This is a genomic window from Flagellimonas ochracea (genome assembly GCF_009903685.1).
Taxonomy (GTDB): Bacteria; Bacteroidota; Bacteroidia; order Flavobacteriales; family Flavobacteriaceae; genus Flagellimonas; species Flagellimonas ochracea.
Genome location: NZ_JAAABI010000001.1, coordinates 742,434 through 759,664 on the forward strand (window position 1 = coordinate 742,434; position 17,231 = coordinate 759,664).

Below are 17,231 nucleotides of genomic sequence, written 5' to 3' on the forward strand. Positions count from 1 at the left end.
TAGCTTTAAATCATGCAAAAAATATTGGTTCTCTTCGCTACCCTTTTGTTGGGTTTTCACTTGTACCCGCAACACCTGGAAATATCAGGAATTGTCTTTGCCGACACCAATGGCAATGGTATCCATGAGGTTAATGAAAAGGGCATTTCGGGAGTGGTGGTTTCAGACCAAGTGGATACCGCTATTACCGATGGCAATGGTTCGTTTACCCTAAGGTCTACCACCGATCTGCCCTATGTTTTTATTGCCAAACCGAATGGATATACGGGAAACTATTACCTGCCCAAGGCCTCCAAGGTCAGCTTTCCGTTGCAAAAGGACAGGGACCAGACCCATTTCCGGTTTATCCATGCCTCAGATACCCATGTCGATTCCCTGAATCTTCCCCGTATGAAACGATTTCGGGAAATGGTGGATTCCATTGGGGTGGATTTTGTGATCGTTACCGGCGATCTGATTCGGGATGCCCTGCGGGTGAACGAGGAAACCGCGAGCAATTACTACCAAATGTATTTGGATGAAATTAGGAAGTTTACCGTGCCAGTATATAGCTCGGTGGGCAATCATGAAATTTTTGGGATTGAGCGGGACAAATCCTTGGTGAGCCAGGAACATCCACTTTATGGGAAGAAAATGTACCGACATTTCTTGGGACCCAATTATTATTCCTTTAATCATGGCGGCGTACATTTTGTGGGCATTGATGGGGTGGATTATCAAAACCTCTATTATTTTGGCGGCGTCGACTCGCTGCAACTCCAGTGGCTGGAAAAAGACCTAAAATCCCTTTCAAAAGATACGCCCATCGTTACCTTCAATCATATCCCTTTTGTGTCCCCTGGTTTTTCTTTTCAAAATTTTGAAAACCATATATTCTATGGTCCACAGCTGCTAAAGCAAGAGGGAAATTTGGAACACAGGCATATTGTGTACAATTTTGAGGAGGTTAAAAAACGGATTGGCGGCCTGCCCTATCCACTGGCCCTTTCAGGGCATTACCACTCAGCCCAGGAAGGCGAGCTTGTCGGTTCCGGGACACGCTTTGCGCAAACATCGGCCATTACCCGACCTGATTCGTTTGAATCCAGTGGCTTTAAGATACGATCGGGCTTTACCCTATATGAAGTCAAGAATGGAGAAATTGTTTCCAGTACATTCGTCGCCTTAAATTTTCCTTGACCTTTTGTAGCCTCAAAAAAATGGGCGAACTTAGGTGGAAATCGAAATAGAAAACTATTGATTACTAACCATATGAATACGCTCCGTCTTTCCACGTTTGTTCTTTTTTTGATGTTTTTATCAGCATGTCAACAACAACGAACTTTTGATGTGCTTATCAAAAACGGCCGTATTGTGGATGGCTCCAACGGACCTTCATTTACCGGGGATGTGGGCATCAATGCAGATACCATTGCGGCAATCGGGGATTTGAAAAACGATAAAGGCAGATTGGAAGTTGATGCGTCCGGTTTGGTGGTCGCTCCTGGTTTTATCAACATGCTCAGCTGGGCCGTGGAATCCCTAATTGAGGACGGACGGTCGATGAGCGACATCAAACAAGGGGTAACCTTGGAGGTATTTGGCGAAGGCTGGTCCATGGGCCCCATGAATGAAAAAATGCGAACAGCTTCTTTGGAAGACCAGGGCGACATTAAATACGACATTCCCTGGACCACATTGCGCGAGTACCTTGAACATTTGACCGAAAAGGGTATTTCGCCCAACGTGGCTTCTTTTGTAGGTGCCACCACGCTCAGGATCCATACCGTAGGTTACGAGGACAGACCCCCTACTCCGCAAGAGTTGGATTCCATGAAGTTGCTGGTAAAGCAGGCCATGGAAGATGGCGCGCTGGGTGTGGGCAGTTCGTTGATCTATGCCCCCGCTTTTTATTCCAGCACGGAAGAGTTGATAGCACTCTGCAAGGTGGCCTCGGAATATGATGGCATGTACATCAGTCATATGCGAAGTGAGGGCAGCAAGCTTCTGGAGAGTTTGGATGAACTTATCGAGATAGCGGACAAGGCCGATATTCGAGCTGAAATCTACCATTTAAAACAAAGTGGACAAGAAAACTGGGGCAAATTGGATGCTGTGGTGGCCAAAGTGGATTCTGCCCGTGCGGCCGGATTGCACATTACTGCCGACATGTATACCTATGTGGCTGGAGCCACGGGATTGGATGCTGCCATGCCGCCGTGGGTTCAGGAAGGCGGGTACGATAAATGGGCCGAGCGATTACAGGACCCACAAATTAGAAAGCAAGTGCTTCAAGAAATGACCACCCCCACCGATGCGTGGGAAAGTTTGATGCAGGCTGCAGGGGATCCCAGTAAAATGTTGCTGGTAGGCTTTAAGAACGACTCCTTGAAATACCTCACAGGGAAAACCCTGAAAGAAGTAGCGGAAATGCGCGGGATTTCCCCGGAAGAAACTGCTATGGATTTGGTGGTACAGGATGGCAGTCGTGTGGGCACCATTTATTTTTTAATGTCCGAGGACAACGTAAAAAAACAAATAGCCCTTCCTTGGATGAGTTTTGGCTCCGATGCAGGATCGTTGGCCACCGAGGGCGTTTTCTTAAAATCCAGTACGCACCCCAGAGCTTATGGCAATGTGGCCCGTTTACTGGGCAAGTATGTTCGGGATGAGCAGGTGATTTCGTTGGAAGAAGCCATTTATAAGCTGACCAAGCTACCTGCCGCGAACCTGAAAATCAAAAAACGCGGGGAATTGACCGAAGGAAATTATGCCGACATTACCATTTTTGACCCAAACACCATTCAAGACCATGCCACTTTTGAAAAACCGCACCAATATGCCACCGGCGTGCAGCACGTATTTGTCAACGGTACCCAGGTACTAAAAGATGGGGAACACACAGGTGCACTTCCTGGACAGGTGGTTTATGGGCCGGGATGGAAACACGGTTCGGAATAGCTTGATTGAAAAATGTAGCTAGAACGATATTTGGCATCGGTAAATACCATACCCAAAAATTTCAAGTTTTCTTTTTTCGTGTTTTGCAATAGCTAAACCGACAAAGCTATCCGAAAGGATGGTATAGGTTCCGATTTTGTACCTTGTCCATCCGAACTTAACCTATAGCAAATGACTTGTGAACATCTATATCCCTTGGAAAAAGAATTGTTGGAAAACGACATCAGAGAAAACTTTAGAGGGCAGGCATGGAGCAAAAATTGCAGGGAATGGGTTTATTTTGACTGTGTTTTCACCAATTTGGAAAAAACGAAGGAACGTTTTGAAATGGATGACGATATCGTGGAAATACATTCCCATTTTGGCACCCATGATGGACAGGAACATGGGTTGTTCTGTACAAAGTGCAAAGACGGCATTATGGGGTTAAATCCCGAAAAAGTGAAACGAGAAAACATCACGGCAATCAGGTTTGAGTGATAAGCGGAAACGGATAATCTTAAGATTTTTAATAGTTTTGGAATCATGTCCCAACCCTCTTATCTAAAACTAATGCTTTATGTAGCCTTGGCCCTGTTGCTTTTGGGTGTCCTGTGGTATTTAACACTTGCACGCAACATTAATCCAGACCGCTTCTTTGTACAGAAATTGGGGGCCATTGCCTTTACAGAATTATATGTGAAGGATTTCAAAGGAGGCATAAATATTATCCCTGGTGTCGGGGAAAGATATATGTATGCCAGCAACGGCAAAATTAGATATTCCGCAAGCAATTACTTTCCGTTCTATGACATCCATTACAAGTTCGACATCGATGAAAACCAAAATTTTACTATTACCAAACTTGCTACCAAACAGAACTTTGTTCTGGGAAAGGTAATTGACAAACGCTACGACGATTATGATGGTTCCCACCTCTATACCATTCGTGTCCCCAAAGAATATGAAGCTTCATTTACCTACACCCTAGGAAGAATGCCCTATTACGTGAACGTGCAGATGACCATGATGAGCAGTGGCGGGATGAAATACAGCAGCCAAACCAAAGCCGTAATCAAATCCCAAGAAGGAAAATACCTGATGCTTTCCCATAGTACCGGTCACTTGCCCCCTATTGAAAAAACAGGGATTTATTCTTTGGAAAATACAGACTAGTTCGATTTGTTTTTGTTTTTTGCCTCAATCCATTTGCCCATGTATTTAGTGCTTGCCAGGGTATGGTACTGCAACAGAGACCCTTCCAAAAATTGATAGCACCAATTTTGAGAAAATCTATCCCTATGCCCTAAGGGGTAACATGAATGCTGTTTTTGAAATACTGGATGTGACCGAGAATAATTCCTTGACTGAAAAGCAGCGAGACAAAAAAAAAAAATACCACGAACGCTTCCTATACAAATGTGAAGACTTTGACTATAATACGGATGATGTTGTGTTGGTTGATTTGTATAACCGCTTTCAGCACTATTGGCGGTCTGTTCTTGTTGAAAATGTACCACAAAAATTGGTTGACAGCATTTTTAGGGGTGAGATGATCCACTTTCTAAAAAAGAACTACAAGCCTGAGCTTACGATTGAGAAAATACAAAGGGATTATTACACCTTGTTTCAGGATTTTTTCATATCTAGGAATACCTTCGGAATTGGAATTGGAAAAACAGGGCATTTGTACGACCTCTATCTTTGGAAAGAGCAAGAGGAAAAAGCGTATAGTATAGACCTACCGGAAGGGCAGACGATTGAGGTCCCTGTGGTTTTTATGCGGGGTTTTATAAGTAACGGTTGGTCACACTATACCACTTTTGGGCATAGCTTCAGTGGCGGATGGGCCATGAAAGACAAATTGTTCTGTGTGGAGGAATCCTATGGTCCCAAGGATGAGGAGGCATTTTTGATAAGCTACGTTTCCCATGAGGGGCAGCATTTTTCGGATTATACCTTGTTTCCCAAATTAAAACAGATCGATTTGGAATATAGGGCAAAGTTGACGGAACTGTCGTTGACCAAAGAAACCACCCACGATATAGTGAACAAGTTCATAACCAATGCCAAAAACGATACTTCTTTTGCCCATGCATTTGCAAATTACACCGTAATTCGAATGTTATCCGATAAGATCTTTGTTTCAGACTTTGAATCAGATCTTGAAAAATGGGAACAAATCCCTGTAAAAAGAATCAACAAAATCGCTTTGAAATTGTTAAAGGACCATTCAAAACAATTAAAGGCTTTGGGTGCCGATTCGGTTGAGGCATATATCAAAGCCCGTTGAATTTTGAGAGAACGCTAATTCAGTCCTATTGATTTTGAACAGAATTAAGCGTTTGCTTTGAGGGAATATTTTATAGCAGTTTAGATTTTTTGTTGTAGATTTATGATATACTTGTTTAAATGTCCCAAATTTTAAACTAAATCCAGAACAATGAAAAACCTACTTGTTTTCTTATTTACAATCAACTTTTTTTTATCCTTTTCACAAACCACGCCTCTGTTCAGGTCTCGATTTGAGCCCAATACTCTAGTAGTTCAAAATTTCCAAAACAATAATACATCCTTACCTTACAACAGTGCTATTTTTCAAGGCATTGATAATACTGTTTGGTGGCCTAGTGACTGGCAAAATGTATTGGTCAATAATTATGCATTTGGCAATTTTGATCAATTCAACGTTAGTTATGACATGGGTACTGCCGCACAGAGACGTGCTCAATTGGTACCAGACCCTCTAGATCCTTCAAATACCGTATTAAAATTTTGGATTAAAGAAGCTTATATAGATAGTGTTAAGGGAAGGGTGCAGCCTAGCTACTATAATTCCCATGTTGGCAGTAATCTCGACGGGACTGGATTTGACATTTTTCATTATTCAATACGTTTGTTTCTTCCAACTGCAATATTTGATTCTGTTGCTGAGAATGAAAATATTACAATCGGTGACGATGGAGACCTAATATTAGCACAGTTTTTTAATAATCCCGGTTGGATAGAAAATTTCCCAGATCCTTTCGGCCTTTCATTAAAACTTGTCAAAGAGCAGGGAAGTCAAGAATTTAACTTTAAAGTTGAAGGTCTAGTAAAAAACAGTCAAAATGAATGGACACCAATATGGAGTGAAACAAATGAAACATATAGTATCCCTATTGGAGAATGGATAACACTTGATGTTTATTTGAAAGAGGGAGATGATATCGATGGTATGTTCAAGTTGAAATCAAGCGGAAATGAAATTTTCAATATAAACAATTATACTCATCATCCTACCCCAACCCAAGATCCTGATGGGTTCACTCATATGAACCCTATGAATTTGTATGTATGGTGGAAGGAATTGGAAAAATTCAGTAATGACATAGCATTATATTGGGATGACTTCAAAATATTTGATGATTCAGCTTTAAAAAGAAAGTTCATTAAACTAATATCCTCAGACTGTTCGACAACCTTGACATATAATAACCTCTCGCTTACGGCACAAGAAATCCCAACTATCGGCACAAATGGTGATCTTCCAAGCAATTGGAATTATCAATTTCGCTTTCAAAATACCGATGATGCAAACAATGTTTTTACTATTATTCAAAAGAATAAAACAGTGGACCTGTCAACATATGCCATTAATGGGCAACTAAGGGAAAATTCAGTTTACCGAGTTAGAGTGGCCATTAAAAATCATCCTTTCATTGATAACTATGGAGGCAGTAATGATAATTATTGCGAAATAAACACCCTGAATTTATTTGCTTCCTCAGCCCCGGCACTTATGGATAATGAAGAAATGTTTATGGTTTATCCTAATCCCATTAAAGATTGGACCACTTTTAGGTATAGTGTTTTTAATAATTTGAGTCCTTCCAAAATTTACATACTTAACGAGAAGAATCAGGTTATTAAAGAAATTTTAAATGATTATCGGAACAAAGGAATCCATGAAAAAAGCATTTCCTTAGATAATAACCTAAGCCCTGGAAAGATTTATTTCTGCATTTTTGAGAATGGCCATAAAAAAATTGTTCAAAGGATTGTGTTAAATAGATAGAAGTGTTAATTACTGTTCTTTTCCGCAATCCATTTGCCCATGTATTTAGTGCTTGCCAGGGTATGGTACTGCAACAGAGACCCCATAAAATTCTCCGAACGGTGGGGGTCTAGGTTTGTGGACAACTCCTCCAATCTGGAATTCAATTGTTTGGACCAACGCCGTTTCGAGAAGTATTGTTGTATCAATTCTTTTCCCCGTTCTGAGGCGGCCCGCCAAGCTTCGTAATTCTGGTGCAGTTGCACTGCTGCGCTGGCAAAAGCTTCGGGCGCACTGATGATGCTTCCGGGCCAATCAGCGTCCTGATGCATCATGCCTTCAGCACCTATGACTGTAGTCACGCTTGGGGTACCATTTTTCATGGCCTGCACCAATTTTCCTTTAATCCCGGCCCCAAAGCGCAATGGAGCCAAGCATACGCGGGACTTTTGTATTTCTTTATCCAAATCATCGACCCAACCCATTATATGGAATCCTTCTTCCGGTTTGTGCATTTCCAGGACCTGTTTTGGGAAATAAGACCCGAAAACCTTTAAAGTGGCTTGTGGCAGCTCCTTACGTATCAAAGGCCAAATCGTCTGCTTTAAATGGATTATAGCGTCCACATTGGGTTCGTGTTTGCCGCTACCGTAGGTTATAAAACCAGCTCGCTCATCAAATGAAGGCCAAGATGCTATGGTTTTCTCCGTAGATTCTGGCAGCATAAAAGGCAGGTGCATCAAAATTTGCTCAGGCAACTTCAATTGCCCCATCAGCAATTCCATTTCATAGGTGGAGACCAATAGAGACAGGTCGCTGCGATAGATACTGGCTACTTCCCGTTTGGTGATGTCGTTGGCTTTCCACTTTTCCAACGTAAACTCCTCCCTTTTTTTGTGACATACTTCACGGGTTTTCCGCAAGGAGTGTAAATCTTCAGTATTTAAGATTCGGAAGGCTTTGGGAACCTGTTCTGCAACCCGCCAACCAAATTGTTCCTCCACCATAAAGCGGTCAAAAATCACCGTGTCAGGATTCAATGCTTTTACAAAGGTATCAAAACTAGCATGGTTGAGTTTGATGCCTACGGTTTGGATGCCCAAGTCATCTAGATCAAAACTATGTAGAGTTTTTAAGGCCGTGGAAGCAAAGGTGATTTGATATTCAAAATCCAAAAAGGCTTGGAGCAATTGCAACATCCGTTGACCGGCTGCCGTAGTCTTGGGCTCGGGCCAAACATAGCCTATGACAAGGAGTTTTCTTGACATGATGTTAAAATACGAAGTTGGAAGCACAAAGGACTGACACAGGTTTAAGCTCAAGTTTTCAAGTTCAAATGACAAGTTCAAAATTCGAGTGTCAAATGCTAAGCTCAATTTCTAATAATCCAGCTTACATCATTGCCGCAAACTTTTTGGAGATACTGGAGCGCAATTTTCGCTCATAGTCCTCCTCGAGCCATTCCTTGTAATTTTTGGTGTTGTTCATAATGCAATAGGAATATTGCTTCACCCGATAAGCAATTTCCTCTTTTAGCTCTTTGGCCAGTATACGGGCATCGAACACATCCTCGCTGTTCTCCACACATATTTGGGCATGTTGCTCGATACTGCGTTCCAAAACTTCCTTGGATTTTTTCCCTTGGGCAAAAGTTTTTTTGTATTCTTCCTTTACATCAAACGTAATGTTCTCGGACTTGCTGAACTTGGCTTTGAGCTCTTCTGGCATTTCATAGACAAATTCCCGTTCTATATCCTCATCATTTTTAATGTTTTCCAAGTAGAAATCCGGGAAGTGGAATATTTCCTGCCAATCCACGGGAGCGTCCCAAGGTCCAAATCGGGCAATGTTGTTACCCAGATCGATTACGTTGAACTCCTTTTTGTGGGGAAGTACCCGCGACCCCCTTCCAATCATCTGAAAATAGAGTGTAAGCGAGCGTGTTGCACGATTTAGTATGATGGATTCCACCGTGGGTTCGTCAAAACCTGTGGTCAAAATACTCACGGAAGTCAATATGGCATCCGGGGTTTTGGCAAACCACTCCAAGATTTCCTTTCTTTCGGTGGGATTGTTCTTATTGTCCAAATGTCGCACATTATACCCTGCCTTTTTAAAGATTTCGTATACGTAGAGCGATGTGTTGATACCGTTGTTGAAAATCAAGGTTTTGGTTCCCTTGGCGATTTCCTCATAGGCTGTTAGCAATTTACCTAACATGCTATGGTTGCCGTAGAATTCATCAGATGATTTTACGGTGTAATCACCATGAATGCCAAGTTTCAAAGTTTTAAGACTCACATCATAGTTATAGAGTTTGGCCTTGGCCAAAAAGTCCTTTTCTATCAAGGCTTTAATGGATTCTCCTATGATGAGGTGCTTGTAATGGTCCTTCATGGGCAACTTGATATTGGAGCTCAAGGGCGTTGCCGTTACTCCAAGTATAGTCGCTTCGTCGAAATATTTGAAAAGTTTTCGAAACGAATTGTAGTGGGCTTCATCTATTATTACCAGGCCCACGTTGTTGATGGACACTTTTTCTTCCTGCAGCCTATTGTTCAAGGTTTCCACCATGGCCACAAAGCACATATAGTTGTCTTGGTCATACAGTTCTTTGACCTCGCTGTTGATGATTTTATTGCTTACCCCAAAACCATGCAACATTTTGGAGGTCTGTTTACTGAGCTCAATCCTATGGGTAAGCACCATGACCTTTTTGCCCGTTTGTTGGATATATCTTCTGGTTATTTCAGAAAAAATCACTGTCTTGCCTCCTCCCGTTGGCAATTGGTACAAAATATTGGTACCCTCGGGCAGTCTGTTAATATGCTCAAAGATTTTTTTTAAATCTTCTTGCTGGTAACTGTACAGTGTTTTTTTGTTCTCAGCTTTTTTTACCTCCAATGGAAAAGGGGTTTATGGTCCTTAATTATCAAACCTTACAAAATTATATGATTTTTAGGCTTCAGAGCAGGGGTTTGCATGCAATTCTTTCAAGATACTATCAACATACTCGTTAAGTACTGATTTACAAGACACTATCGGTTTGCTGATAATATTTTGATAAGAATAACAAATCTCTCTTGGAAAATTAGGTTTTATGCATTATAATGTAAGCTATAATCACTTTTAACCAAATTTATATATGAGGCAGTTAAAAATCATCAAACAGGTAACCAACCGAGAATCAAAATCTTTAGACAAATATCTTCAAGACATTAGTAAGATTGATTTGATCACTGCCCAAGAAGAAGTGGAACTGGCCCAGCGAATTAGGGCTGGTGACCAGGCCGCCTTGGAAAAATTGACGAATGCAAACCTACGGTTTGTGGTTTCTGTGGCCAAACAATATCAAAATCAAGGGCTAAAACTTCCCGATTTGATCAATGAGGGCAATGTAGGTCTGGTAAAAGCGGCCAAGCGTTTTGATGAGACCCGGGGATTCAAGTTTATTTCCTATGCCGTTTGGTGGATTCGACAATCCATTCTGCAGGCGTTGGCGGAACAATCCCGTGTGGTTCGTCTTCCTTTGAACAAAATTGGTTCCATCAACAAAATAAAAAAGACATTTTCTTATTTGGAGCAGGCCCATGAAAGGCCGCCTTCGGCTGAGGAAATTGCCAAGGAACTGGATATGACAGTCTCCGAGGTGAAACAGTCCTTAAAAAATACAGGACGGCATGTTTCTATGGATGCTCCTTTAAAAGAAGGTGAGAGTTCCAGTTTGTATGATGTGCTGAACACCGGGGATTCTCCAAAACCGGACCGTGGGTTGATGCACCAGTCCTTGAATACAGAAATCAACAGGGCCCTTGACACACTTTCCCCTAGGGAGGCAGATGTTGTTCGACTTTACTACGGTATTGGTGACCAGCAGTCGATGACCTTGGAAGAGATTGGCAGCACCTTTGACCTTACCAGGGAGCGGGTGCGCCAGATACGGGAAAAAGCCATTCGTAAACTTAGGCACACCTCTAAAAGCAAAATACTGAAGTCCTATCTGGGACAATAGCTAATTCAAATAAAAAAGGGAGCAATTTTGCTCCCTTTTTTATGATAATCACTTTAAATCTCAAGAGTTGCTTAGCTGTCTTATTTCAAAGTGGCTAAGAATGTCATTTAGATCTTGAATAAAATTCAAATAAGATGTGTTTTCGTTGTTCATGTTTTTCATAAGGGTAATATTTGGGTTTGGATGTTATAGGTAATCCAATTCTGCCAATTCGTTTAAACTTAATATTTCATTGAGTTCTTGCAAAAAGCTAAGATATTCTTCTCCGTAGGTGTCGTATAACATGGTGCGCTATGATTTAAGGGTCTTTCTTATAAACGTAAACCTATTTCAAACATTATCTGTTGCCAATAAATTGTGGTGAAAACTTGAAAAAAAGTTGTGAAACGTGCGAATTGGGAATTGACGGTGGATATAACCTACGCATCTGTATTGAAGATTTCCAAAGTAACCTCAAAATGCATATTTAGGTCTTTATCCACCTTCGATGGCTTTATGTTGAATTCATCGTAAAGGAAACACAGACTCATAGGCAATCTTTTTGTTTCATTTTTTGGTATAATCCCAAACTTTTCACAAAAGGCCTGTTTCACTTTCAATGCTTTCTTTCTTATTTCTGGGTGCTCCGAAACAGCCAGCAGTTCCAATAAGGGCAGTTCTTTTATATCTCCTATTTCCAAGATTTCATTTAGGAGCAAAAGTTTACAGTCTATATCAGCGGCGTGTTCAAACAACTGATGAAAGATACTCTGGTGGTATTCTGGCAAGTTATTATCTTTCATGGTGTTTTTGTCTTACATATTTCGCAGTGCATTTAGTTCATGATCTATCATCTTATCCGCTTTGGGAAAGTCAACGAGAAACTGATTGTACAGAAATTTTAGATAGTCCAGATCACGATCGGTCTTACAGGTCATGTCCATTTGTGAAACAAGCTGCATCAATCCTGTAGTTTTCATCATTTTTAAACTGGGCAGGATTTTTTGACAAGAGACACGAATTTCACTAAAGTATTCTCCATCCAATTGTACCTTGATGCTGCCGATAAACTCCAAAACATTATGTCTATAGCATTTGATAAGTTCCTCAAGAAGCTCCATCTGCCCCATGCATTCTTCTAACACAGGTGTTAAATCAATCTTATCTGGATTGAAATAGGATTCAATCGTTATCGGTGTTACGCTCGTATTTGGCTTGTTATGTTTGTGTACAAGTTTTGTGTCCTCAACCATCTTTTTTGTCAAGGACTTTATGCGTTTCGCAATCTTCTTCTGATTTGGATTCAGTTCGGTTTTTTCCAAAGAGGCAATCAAAAGGAATATATGCTCAGTATCGTTTACTTCCGCTACAATTTCAGCGGTCAAATTTGACACATTCTCCTTGGGGGACGACTTGATACCCATTTCATCGTACATCTGCTCCAACTGATTTATTTCATCCATGCCGAATACTTTTTCTTCAAGCCCATTCCGAAAAATTTCAAAGGATTTCTTCAATTCACCGGCTTCCACAGTACCTAGTTCTTCATAAGAAAAATTGCTCAATCCAATTTCCAGTTTTTCTAAATACCTAAGTAAATCTCTAGTTCTCAATTTGTATGGAGTTATATCTGTTGTAACCCATTAAAAATCCACATTTAAGCCAACCCCGCCAATTTATTGTTCCATACCCCACATATTTTGTTGTCAAATTGCTTTATTTGTAGGTATAAAGATTAGACCATGAAACAAGTATATCTCTGGTGCGCGTTGGCTCTGTTGCTTTCGTGCGCGGACAAGAACCAAAATAACATAGAAACTGTGGAAGAAAAAGCCAAAAGGATACATGATAGTGTGATTACCGTGGACACGCATATTGATATCAATGTAAAAAACTTCACTGATAGCATCAATTATAGCCAAAGGCTGGACACACAGGTCGATTTGCCTAGGATGAAAGAAGGAGGGTTGGATGTGGCATGGTTTATTGTTTATACTGGACAAGATTCGCTAACCACAGAAGGATATGCAAAAGCTGCGGAAAATGCCATGGCCAAGTTTGATGCCATACACCAACTCTGCAACACCTATGCCCCTAACGATATTGAACTAGCACGGACATCCAGTGATGTTAGACGAATTGCCAAAAACGGTAAAAAAGCAGCCATGATCGGCGTGGAAAATGCATATCCCGTGGGAGAAAACCTTTCTGTATTTGAAGATTACCAAAAGCGTGGCGCCCGATATATTTCGCTATCCCATAACGGACACAGTCAATTTTGTGATTCCAATACCGGAGAAGCAGATGGTGAATGGTTATATAATGGTTTAAGTGATTTAGGCAAAGAAGCTGTAAAAGAGCTTAATAGACTTGGGATAATGATTGATGTATCTCATCCCTCCAAAGAAGCTATGAAACAGATGGTCGCACTTTCCAAAGCACCGATTATTGCTTCCCACTCTTCCGCTAGGGCACTTTGTGATCATAGTAGAAATTTGGATGACGAACAATTACAGTTGCTAAAACAAAATGGAGGCGTAGTACAAACAGTTGCCTTTAGCTCCTATTTGAGTACAAAAAAGCAAGAAGCGCGGGCCGCATATATGAAAAAGGTCCATGAAAAAGTAGCAGATTCGTTGGGAATCAATTGGTATGAACGCTCCGAGTTCAGTTCGTTGACCAAAGAACAAAAAGAAGAGTACATGGACAATTATCCCAAAGTGACCAAAATAAGCAATGAACTTGCCGCCAAAGACCCTAATGCGCCAGTTGCTGTGGATGTAGCGGATTTTGTAGACCACATTGACTATATAGTGGACTTTATCGGAATTGACCATGTAGGTATCAGTTCCGATTTTGACGGTGGTGGAGGCATTGCCGGTTGGTCCGATGCTTCGGAGACCTTCAATGTGACACTGGAGCTGGTAAAACGAGGGTATACAGAGGAGCAAATCGCCAAACTCTGGGGCGAAAATTTACTACGGGTGTTGGATGAAGTCCAAGCTGTGGCGGCGGAATTGAACTAGGATTTTTCCTGTTCCCCTTCCTTTTTTGCCAAGCGGTCCTTCACATATTCAATCTTGGTCTTACCATGTGGGGCCGGATTACCTTTTTCGTCAAGGTTGACCATTATGATGTTGTCGACCGTTACAATACTCTCATGGGTCATTTTGTTCCTGACCTCGCAGTTCAAGGAAATTGAGGTGTGCCCAAATTTTATTACCTCAATACCTATCTCCACAACATCGCCCTTAACTGCAGTGCTCATAAAGTTGATTTCTGAAATATATTTGGTCACTACCTTTTTGCTTTCCAACTGTACGATGCTGTAAAGGGCAGCCTCTTCATCAATCCATGACAATACCCTACCTCCAAACAAGGTGCCGTTCGCATTCAAATCTTCGGGCTTGACCCATTTTCTAGTATGAAATCGCATAAATCAAAAACTTTATATGTTTTGGCAAAATTAAACCATGTGCAACTTTTGTTATCATCTATTCAGACTTTATCAATAAGAATTGGGTTTTTATAAAAAATGTTAATCATTCAATAAACTTTTCTTAATTCAATGCCCTAAAAAAAATAATCCCGATAAATTTCGTCGTCAAACCTAACGAACCATCATGATGAAATCGATTACGGAATACTATTCGGATCCCGGTTTTACCGTTTTTAAAGTCCCTAAATGGAGGGCCAAGTGTTACAAATTTTTATCTGTTGATGTTTGGGGAAATGTCCCCAGCCCTTTACAACGAAGACTATCCTCTTGGTATAGCTCTTTTTACGACAAGTCATTTTCAAAAAGAATCATAAAGCATTATGTAAAGCTGAATTATTCTGATAAGGACTATCTGGAAAAATTTAAACCCCCAAAAGGAAAAACATCGTTTGAAAGCTTTCAGGATTTCTTCATACGAGAATTTAAGGAACTTCCTGACTATGACAGTCCTTATGTTTGGCCTTGTGAGGGCCTTTTATGCGAAGAGAAAAAGGTTGGAGACTTGAATTTTGTAAAGGTCAAATCAGATGTACGGTCCGTATCCACGGTTTTCGGTCTAACGGAAGATGACATTCCAAAGGAATATTCCTTTACCAATGTCTTTCTGCACAATAAAAATTACCACCGAATTCATGCTCCAATTGATGGCACCATAACCCGATTACAGCACATTCCAGGGGATTTAGTGGTATTACGACCTTGGATTTATAAGGAAAACCCTTCGTTGCCTGCCTTTAGGAACGAACGGTACAATATTGATATTACCGACAACAATAACAAAGTATGGCACATCTCCATTGTAGGTGGACCAGCTGTGGGAACGATTGAATTGGCCCAGGGCATAGAACTGGGGCAATCCGTGCAGAGACTACAGGAATTATCACTGTTCTATTTGGGTTCCACCTGTTGTATGGCCGCCCCCCTATCACCAAGATATCATGGACCCAACACCTTTGTTGAAATGGGGACACCCTATTAGAAAAGAGTTTGGGAATCATTGGGATTGTTCAATGTGCTCGGGATTTTCAGAGAAATGCCTAGTATATTGTTCAGTTTTTCAATAAAATAGGCTGACAAGAAAGGGGATTCCAACTCCAAATTCTGATGCACAAAGAAATGAATGTTACGAAGTCCCTTATTTTGCCAAGCGGATAATCGATCAACCCAATCATCCAATCTAGAATAGTCTGAAGCATGATTGGCACCCACGTATCGTATAAATGCCTCATTGTTGGTCAATCGCATGTGCATTAAGTCCCGTCGCCCTGCCGTATCCACTAAAACATTGGCCATTTGATTTTCTTGAAGTAGATGATAAAGCTCTTGTGCTACTTTTTCATCATTGAACCAATCCGTATGTCTAAATTCCATGGCCAACGGAAACTCTTTGGGCCAATATTCCACAAAACGGACTACCCTATCCCAATTTTTTGGGCCAAAATTGCTGTGCATTTGCAAAAATATGGTCCCTAACTTATCCTTAAGCAACGAGGTGACCTCCAAATAGCGGTCCACCGTGCCATACACTTTGTCATTCAAACGTCTTAAATGACTTACCTCGTTGGTCATTTTTGGAAAGAACTTAAACCCTTCTGGGGTTTTGTCACACCATTTTTGATATTGTTCCGCTGGAAAAATACGGTAAAATGAGGCATTGAGCTCTATGCAGTTGAATTGGGAAGAATAATAGACAAGCTCATCCTTGGTCCCCCGAGGATAAAAATTCTTCAAATCCTGTCTGTTCCACTTTGCACAGCCCACATAAACCGAAGTATCACCTTCTTCTCGTTGCTTAGCCAGTACCAGTTGAGTATCGGGATGGTCCTTGGGTATCGTAAAATCGATAAGCTCTGGGTGTTCTACTTTTCCAAATTTCATTGTGGCTAACTTTATGGTCAGCAAAATTACCCAAGAAACTTCCATCAAGCTAAATGATTACTATTTTTAATAAATATTTTGTAACAGATTTATCGGAATTATTACCTATAAACTAATTCAAATAAAAATCCACTGAAATGAAAACAACCAAAATTTTTACTATCGCATTTTTGTTGAGCTTGATGCTACCCGTTCAAGCGCAAGACGTAGACGAAATAATCAGCACCTATTTTGAGAATATAGGCGGTATTGACAACTTCAGACAACTTGAAGGCATTAGGTTTGAAGGAAAAGGAACCCAGCAAAGTTTTGAGTTTCCCGTCAGAATGGTTCAATTAAAAGATGGCAGACAAATGTTTGCCTTTACTTTTCAAGGAAAGGAAATCAAACAGGGCGTATTTGATGGGGAGGTATTATGGAATACGAACTTCATGTCCATGAAAGCTGAAAAAAGTGATGCCGAGCAAACAGCCAATTTTAAATTGAACACCAACGATTTTCCAGATTCTTTCTTAGACTATAAAGAAAAAGGATACACCGCCGAACTTTTGGGTAAGGAAACAATGGAAGGGGCTGAAACGTTCAAGATAAAATTGGTCAAGGAGCCCATTACAGTGGATGGCGTACAGGAAGAAGACATATCGTATTATTACTTTGATACTGATAATTTTGTTCCCATAGCTGTTGAATCTACCATCAGGTCTGGTCAGGCGAAGGGAAAAACCTCCAAAACGGTCATGAGTGATTACCAAGAAGTTGACGGGCTGTACTTTCCTTATTCTACAACACAATACGTGGATGGCAACCTAGCATTTACGATGACTTTGGAGAACATTGAACTCAATCCATTAGTGGACACTTCTGAATTTGCGTTTCCAGAAGAGGTAGCAGAAGAGAAAGAATAAACC

Annotated in this window: 16 protein-coding genes; 10 read left to right on the forward strand and 6 right to left on the reverse strand. The window is 40.9% G+C overall.

The window, feature by feature from the left end:
• The first annotated feature begins 12 nt into the window (after nucleotides 1–12).
• From GTQ34_RS03475 to GTQ34_RS03500, 6 genes are all read left to right on the forward strand, one after another.
• Entirely contained in the window at nucleotides 13–1,179 is a 1,167-nt protein-coding gene (locus GTQ34_RS03475) for a metallophosphoesterase (RefSeq protein ID WP_166522360.1), read from the forward strand.
• Between the two features lie 72 nt (nucleotides 1,180–1,251).
• Nucleotides 1,252–2,940 carry an N-acyl-D-amino-acid deacylase family protein gene (locus GTQ34_RS03480; protein WP_166522361.1) on the forward strand — a complete coding sequence of 563 codons (1,689 nt, stop codon included), beginning with the start codon at nucleotides 1,252–1,254 and terminating at the stop codon, nucleotides 2,938–2,940.
• 171 nt (nucleotides 2,941–3,111) lie between these two features.
• Nucleotides 3,112–3,420 carry a hypothetical protein gene (locus GTQ34_RS03485; protein WP_166522362.1) on the forward strand — a complete coding sequence of 103 codons (309 nt, stop codon included), beginning with the start codon at nucleotides 3,112–3,114 and terminating at the stop codon, nucleotides 3,418–3,420.
• Nucleotides 3,421–3,465: 45 nt separating this feature from the next.
• Entirely contained in the window at nucleotides 3,466–4,095 is a 630-nt protein-coding gene (locus tag GTQ34_RS03490; protein ID WP_166522363.1) for a hypothetical protein, read from the forward strand.
• Between the two features lie 52 nt (nucleotides 4,096–4,147).
• Nucleotides 4,148–5,212, forward strand: a complete 1,065-nt coding sequence (locus GTQ34_RS03495) for a hypothetical protein (RefSeq protein WP_166522364.1) — start codon at nucleotides 4,148–4,150, stop codon at nucleotides 5,210–5,212.
• Nucleotides 5,213–5,362: 150 nt separating this feature from the next.
• Nucleotides 5,363–6,976, forward strand: coding sequence for a hypothetical protein (locus GTQ34_RS03500; RefSeq protein ID WP_166522365.1), 1,614 nt, complete (start codon nucleotides 5,363–5,365; stop codon nucleotides 6,974–6,976).
• A 5-nt stretch (nucleotides 6,977–6,981) separates the two neighbouring features.
• Here the strand turns inward: GTQ34_RS03500 and GTQ34_RS03505 are convergent, their stop codons facing one another.
• Nucleotides 6,982–8,223, reverse strand: a complete 1,242-nt coding sequence (locus tag GTQ34_RS03505) for a glycosyltransferase (protein ID WP_166522366.1) — start codon at nucleotides 8,221–8,223, stop codon at nucleotides 6,982–6,984.
• 124 nt (nucleotides 8,224–8,347) lie between these two features.
• A complete protein-coding gene (locus GTQ34_RS03510) occupies nucleotides 8,348–9,859 on the reverse strand; it encodes a DEAD/DEAH box helicase (protein WP_166522367.1) in 1,512 nt (503 codons plus the stop codon).
• Nucleotides 9,860–10,100: 241 nt separating this feature from the next.
• Between GTQ34_RS03510 and GTQ34_RS03515 the strand changes: the two genes are divergently transcribed.
• Nucleotides 10,101–10,967, forward strand: coding sequence for a sigma-70 family RNA polymerase sigma factor (locus tag GTQ34_RS03515; protein ID WP_166522368.1), 867 nt, complete (start codon nucleotides 10,101–10,103; stop codon nucleotides 10,965–10,967).
• A gap of 419 nt (nucleotides 10,968–11,386) precedes the next feature.
• Here the strand turns inward: GTQ34_RS03515 and GTQ34_RS03520 are convergent, their stop codons facing one another.
• Both GTQ34_RS03520 and GTQ34_RS03525 read right to left on the reverse strand, forming a co-directional pair.
• Nucleotides 11,387–11,749, reverse strand: coding sequence for a hypothetical protein (locus GTQ34_RS03520; RefSeq protein WP_166522369.1), 363 nt, complete (start codon nucleotides 11,747–11,749; stop codon nucleotides 11,387–11,389).
• Between the two features lie 12 nt (nucleotides 11,750–11,761).
• On the reverse strand, nucleotides 11,762–12,559 hold the full coding sequence (locus GTQ34_RS03525; protein ID WP_166522370.1) for a hypothetical protein: 798 nt from the start codon (nucleotides 12,557–12,559) through the stop codon (nucleotides 11,762–11,764).
• Nucleotides 12,560–12,688: 129 nt separating this feature from the next.
• Between GTQ34_RS03525 and GTQ34_RS03530 the strand changes: the two genes are divergently transcribed.
• Nucleotides 12,689–13,972: a dipeptidase gene (locus tag GTQ34_RS03530; RefSeq protein WP_166522371.1), complete on the forward strand. Its 1,284-nt coding sequence runs from the start codon at nucleotides 12,689–12,691 to the stop codon at nucleotides 13,970–13,972.
• Here GTQ34_RS03530 and GTQ34_RS03535 read toward each other — a convergent pair.
• Nucleotides 13,969–14,382 carry an acyl-CoA thioesterase gene (locus tag GTQ34_RS03535; protein WP_166522372.1) on the reverse strand — a complete coding sequence of 138 codons (414 nt, stop codon included), beginning with the start codon at nucleotides 14,380–14,382 and terminating at the stop codon, nucleotides 13,969–13,971. The two genes, GTQ34_RS03530 and GTQ34_RS03535, sit on opposite strands and share 4 nt — an antisense overlap.
• Before the next feature lie 187 nt (nucleotides 14,383–14,569).
• On the opposite strand from GTQ34_RS03535, the gene GTQ34_RS03540 reads away from it, so the two are divergent.
• Nucleotides 14,570–15,424 (forward strand): phosphatidylserine decarboxylase, encoded by an 855-nt coding sequence (locus GTQ34_RS03540; protein ID WP_166522373.1) that lies wholly within the window; start codon nucleotides 14,570–14,572, stop codon nucleotides 15,422–15,424.
• Here the strand turns inward: GTQ34_RS03540 and GTQ34_RS03545 are convergent.
• Nucleotides 15,421–16,323 carry a DUF72 domain-containing protein gene (locus GTQ34_RS03545; RefSeq protein ID WP_166522374.1) on the reverse strand — a complete coding sequence of 301 codons (903 nt, stop codon included), beginning with the start codon at nucleotides 16,321–16,323 and terminating at the stop codon, nucleotides 15,421–15,423. The genes GTQ34_RS03540 and GTQ34_RS03545 overlap by 4 nt on opposite strands.
• Nucleotides 16,324–16,460: 137 nt before the next feature.
• On the opposite strand from GTQ34_RS03545, the gene GTQ34_RS03550 reads away from it, so the two are divergent.
• Nucleotides 16,461–17,228 (forward strand): outer membrane lipoprotein-sorting protein, encoded by a 768-nt coding sequence (locus GTQ34_RS03550; RefSeq protein WP_166522375.1) that lies wholly within the window; start codon nucleotides 16,461–16,463, stop codon nucleotides 17,226–17,228.
• Nucleotides 17,229–17,231: the final 3 nt, after the last annotated feature.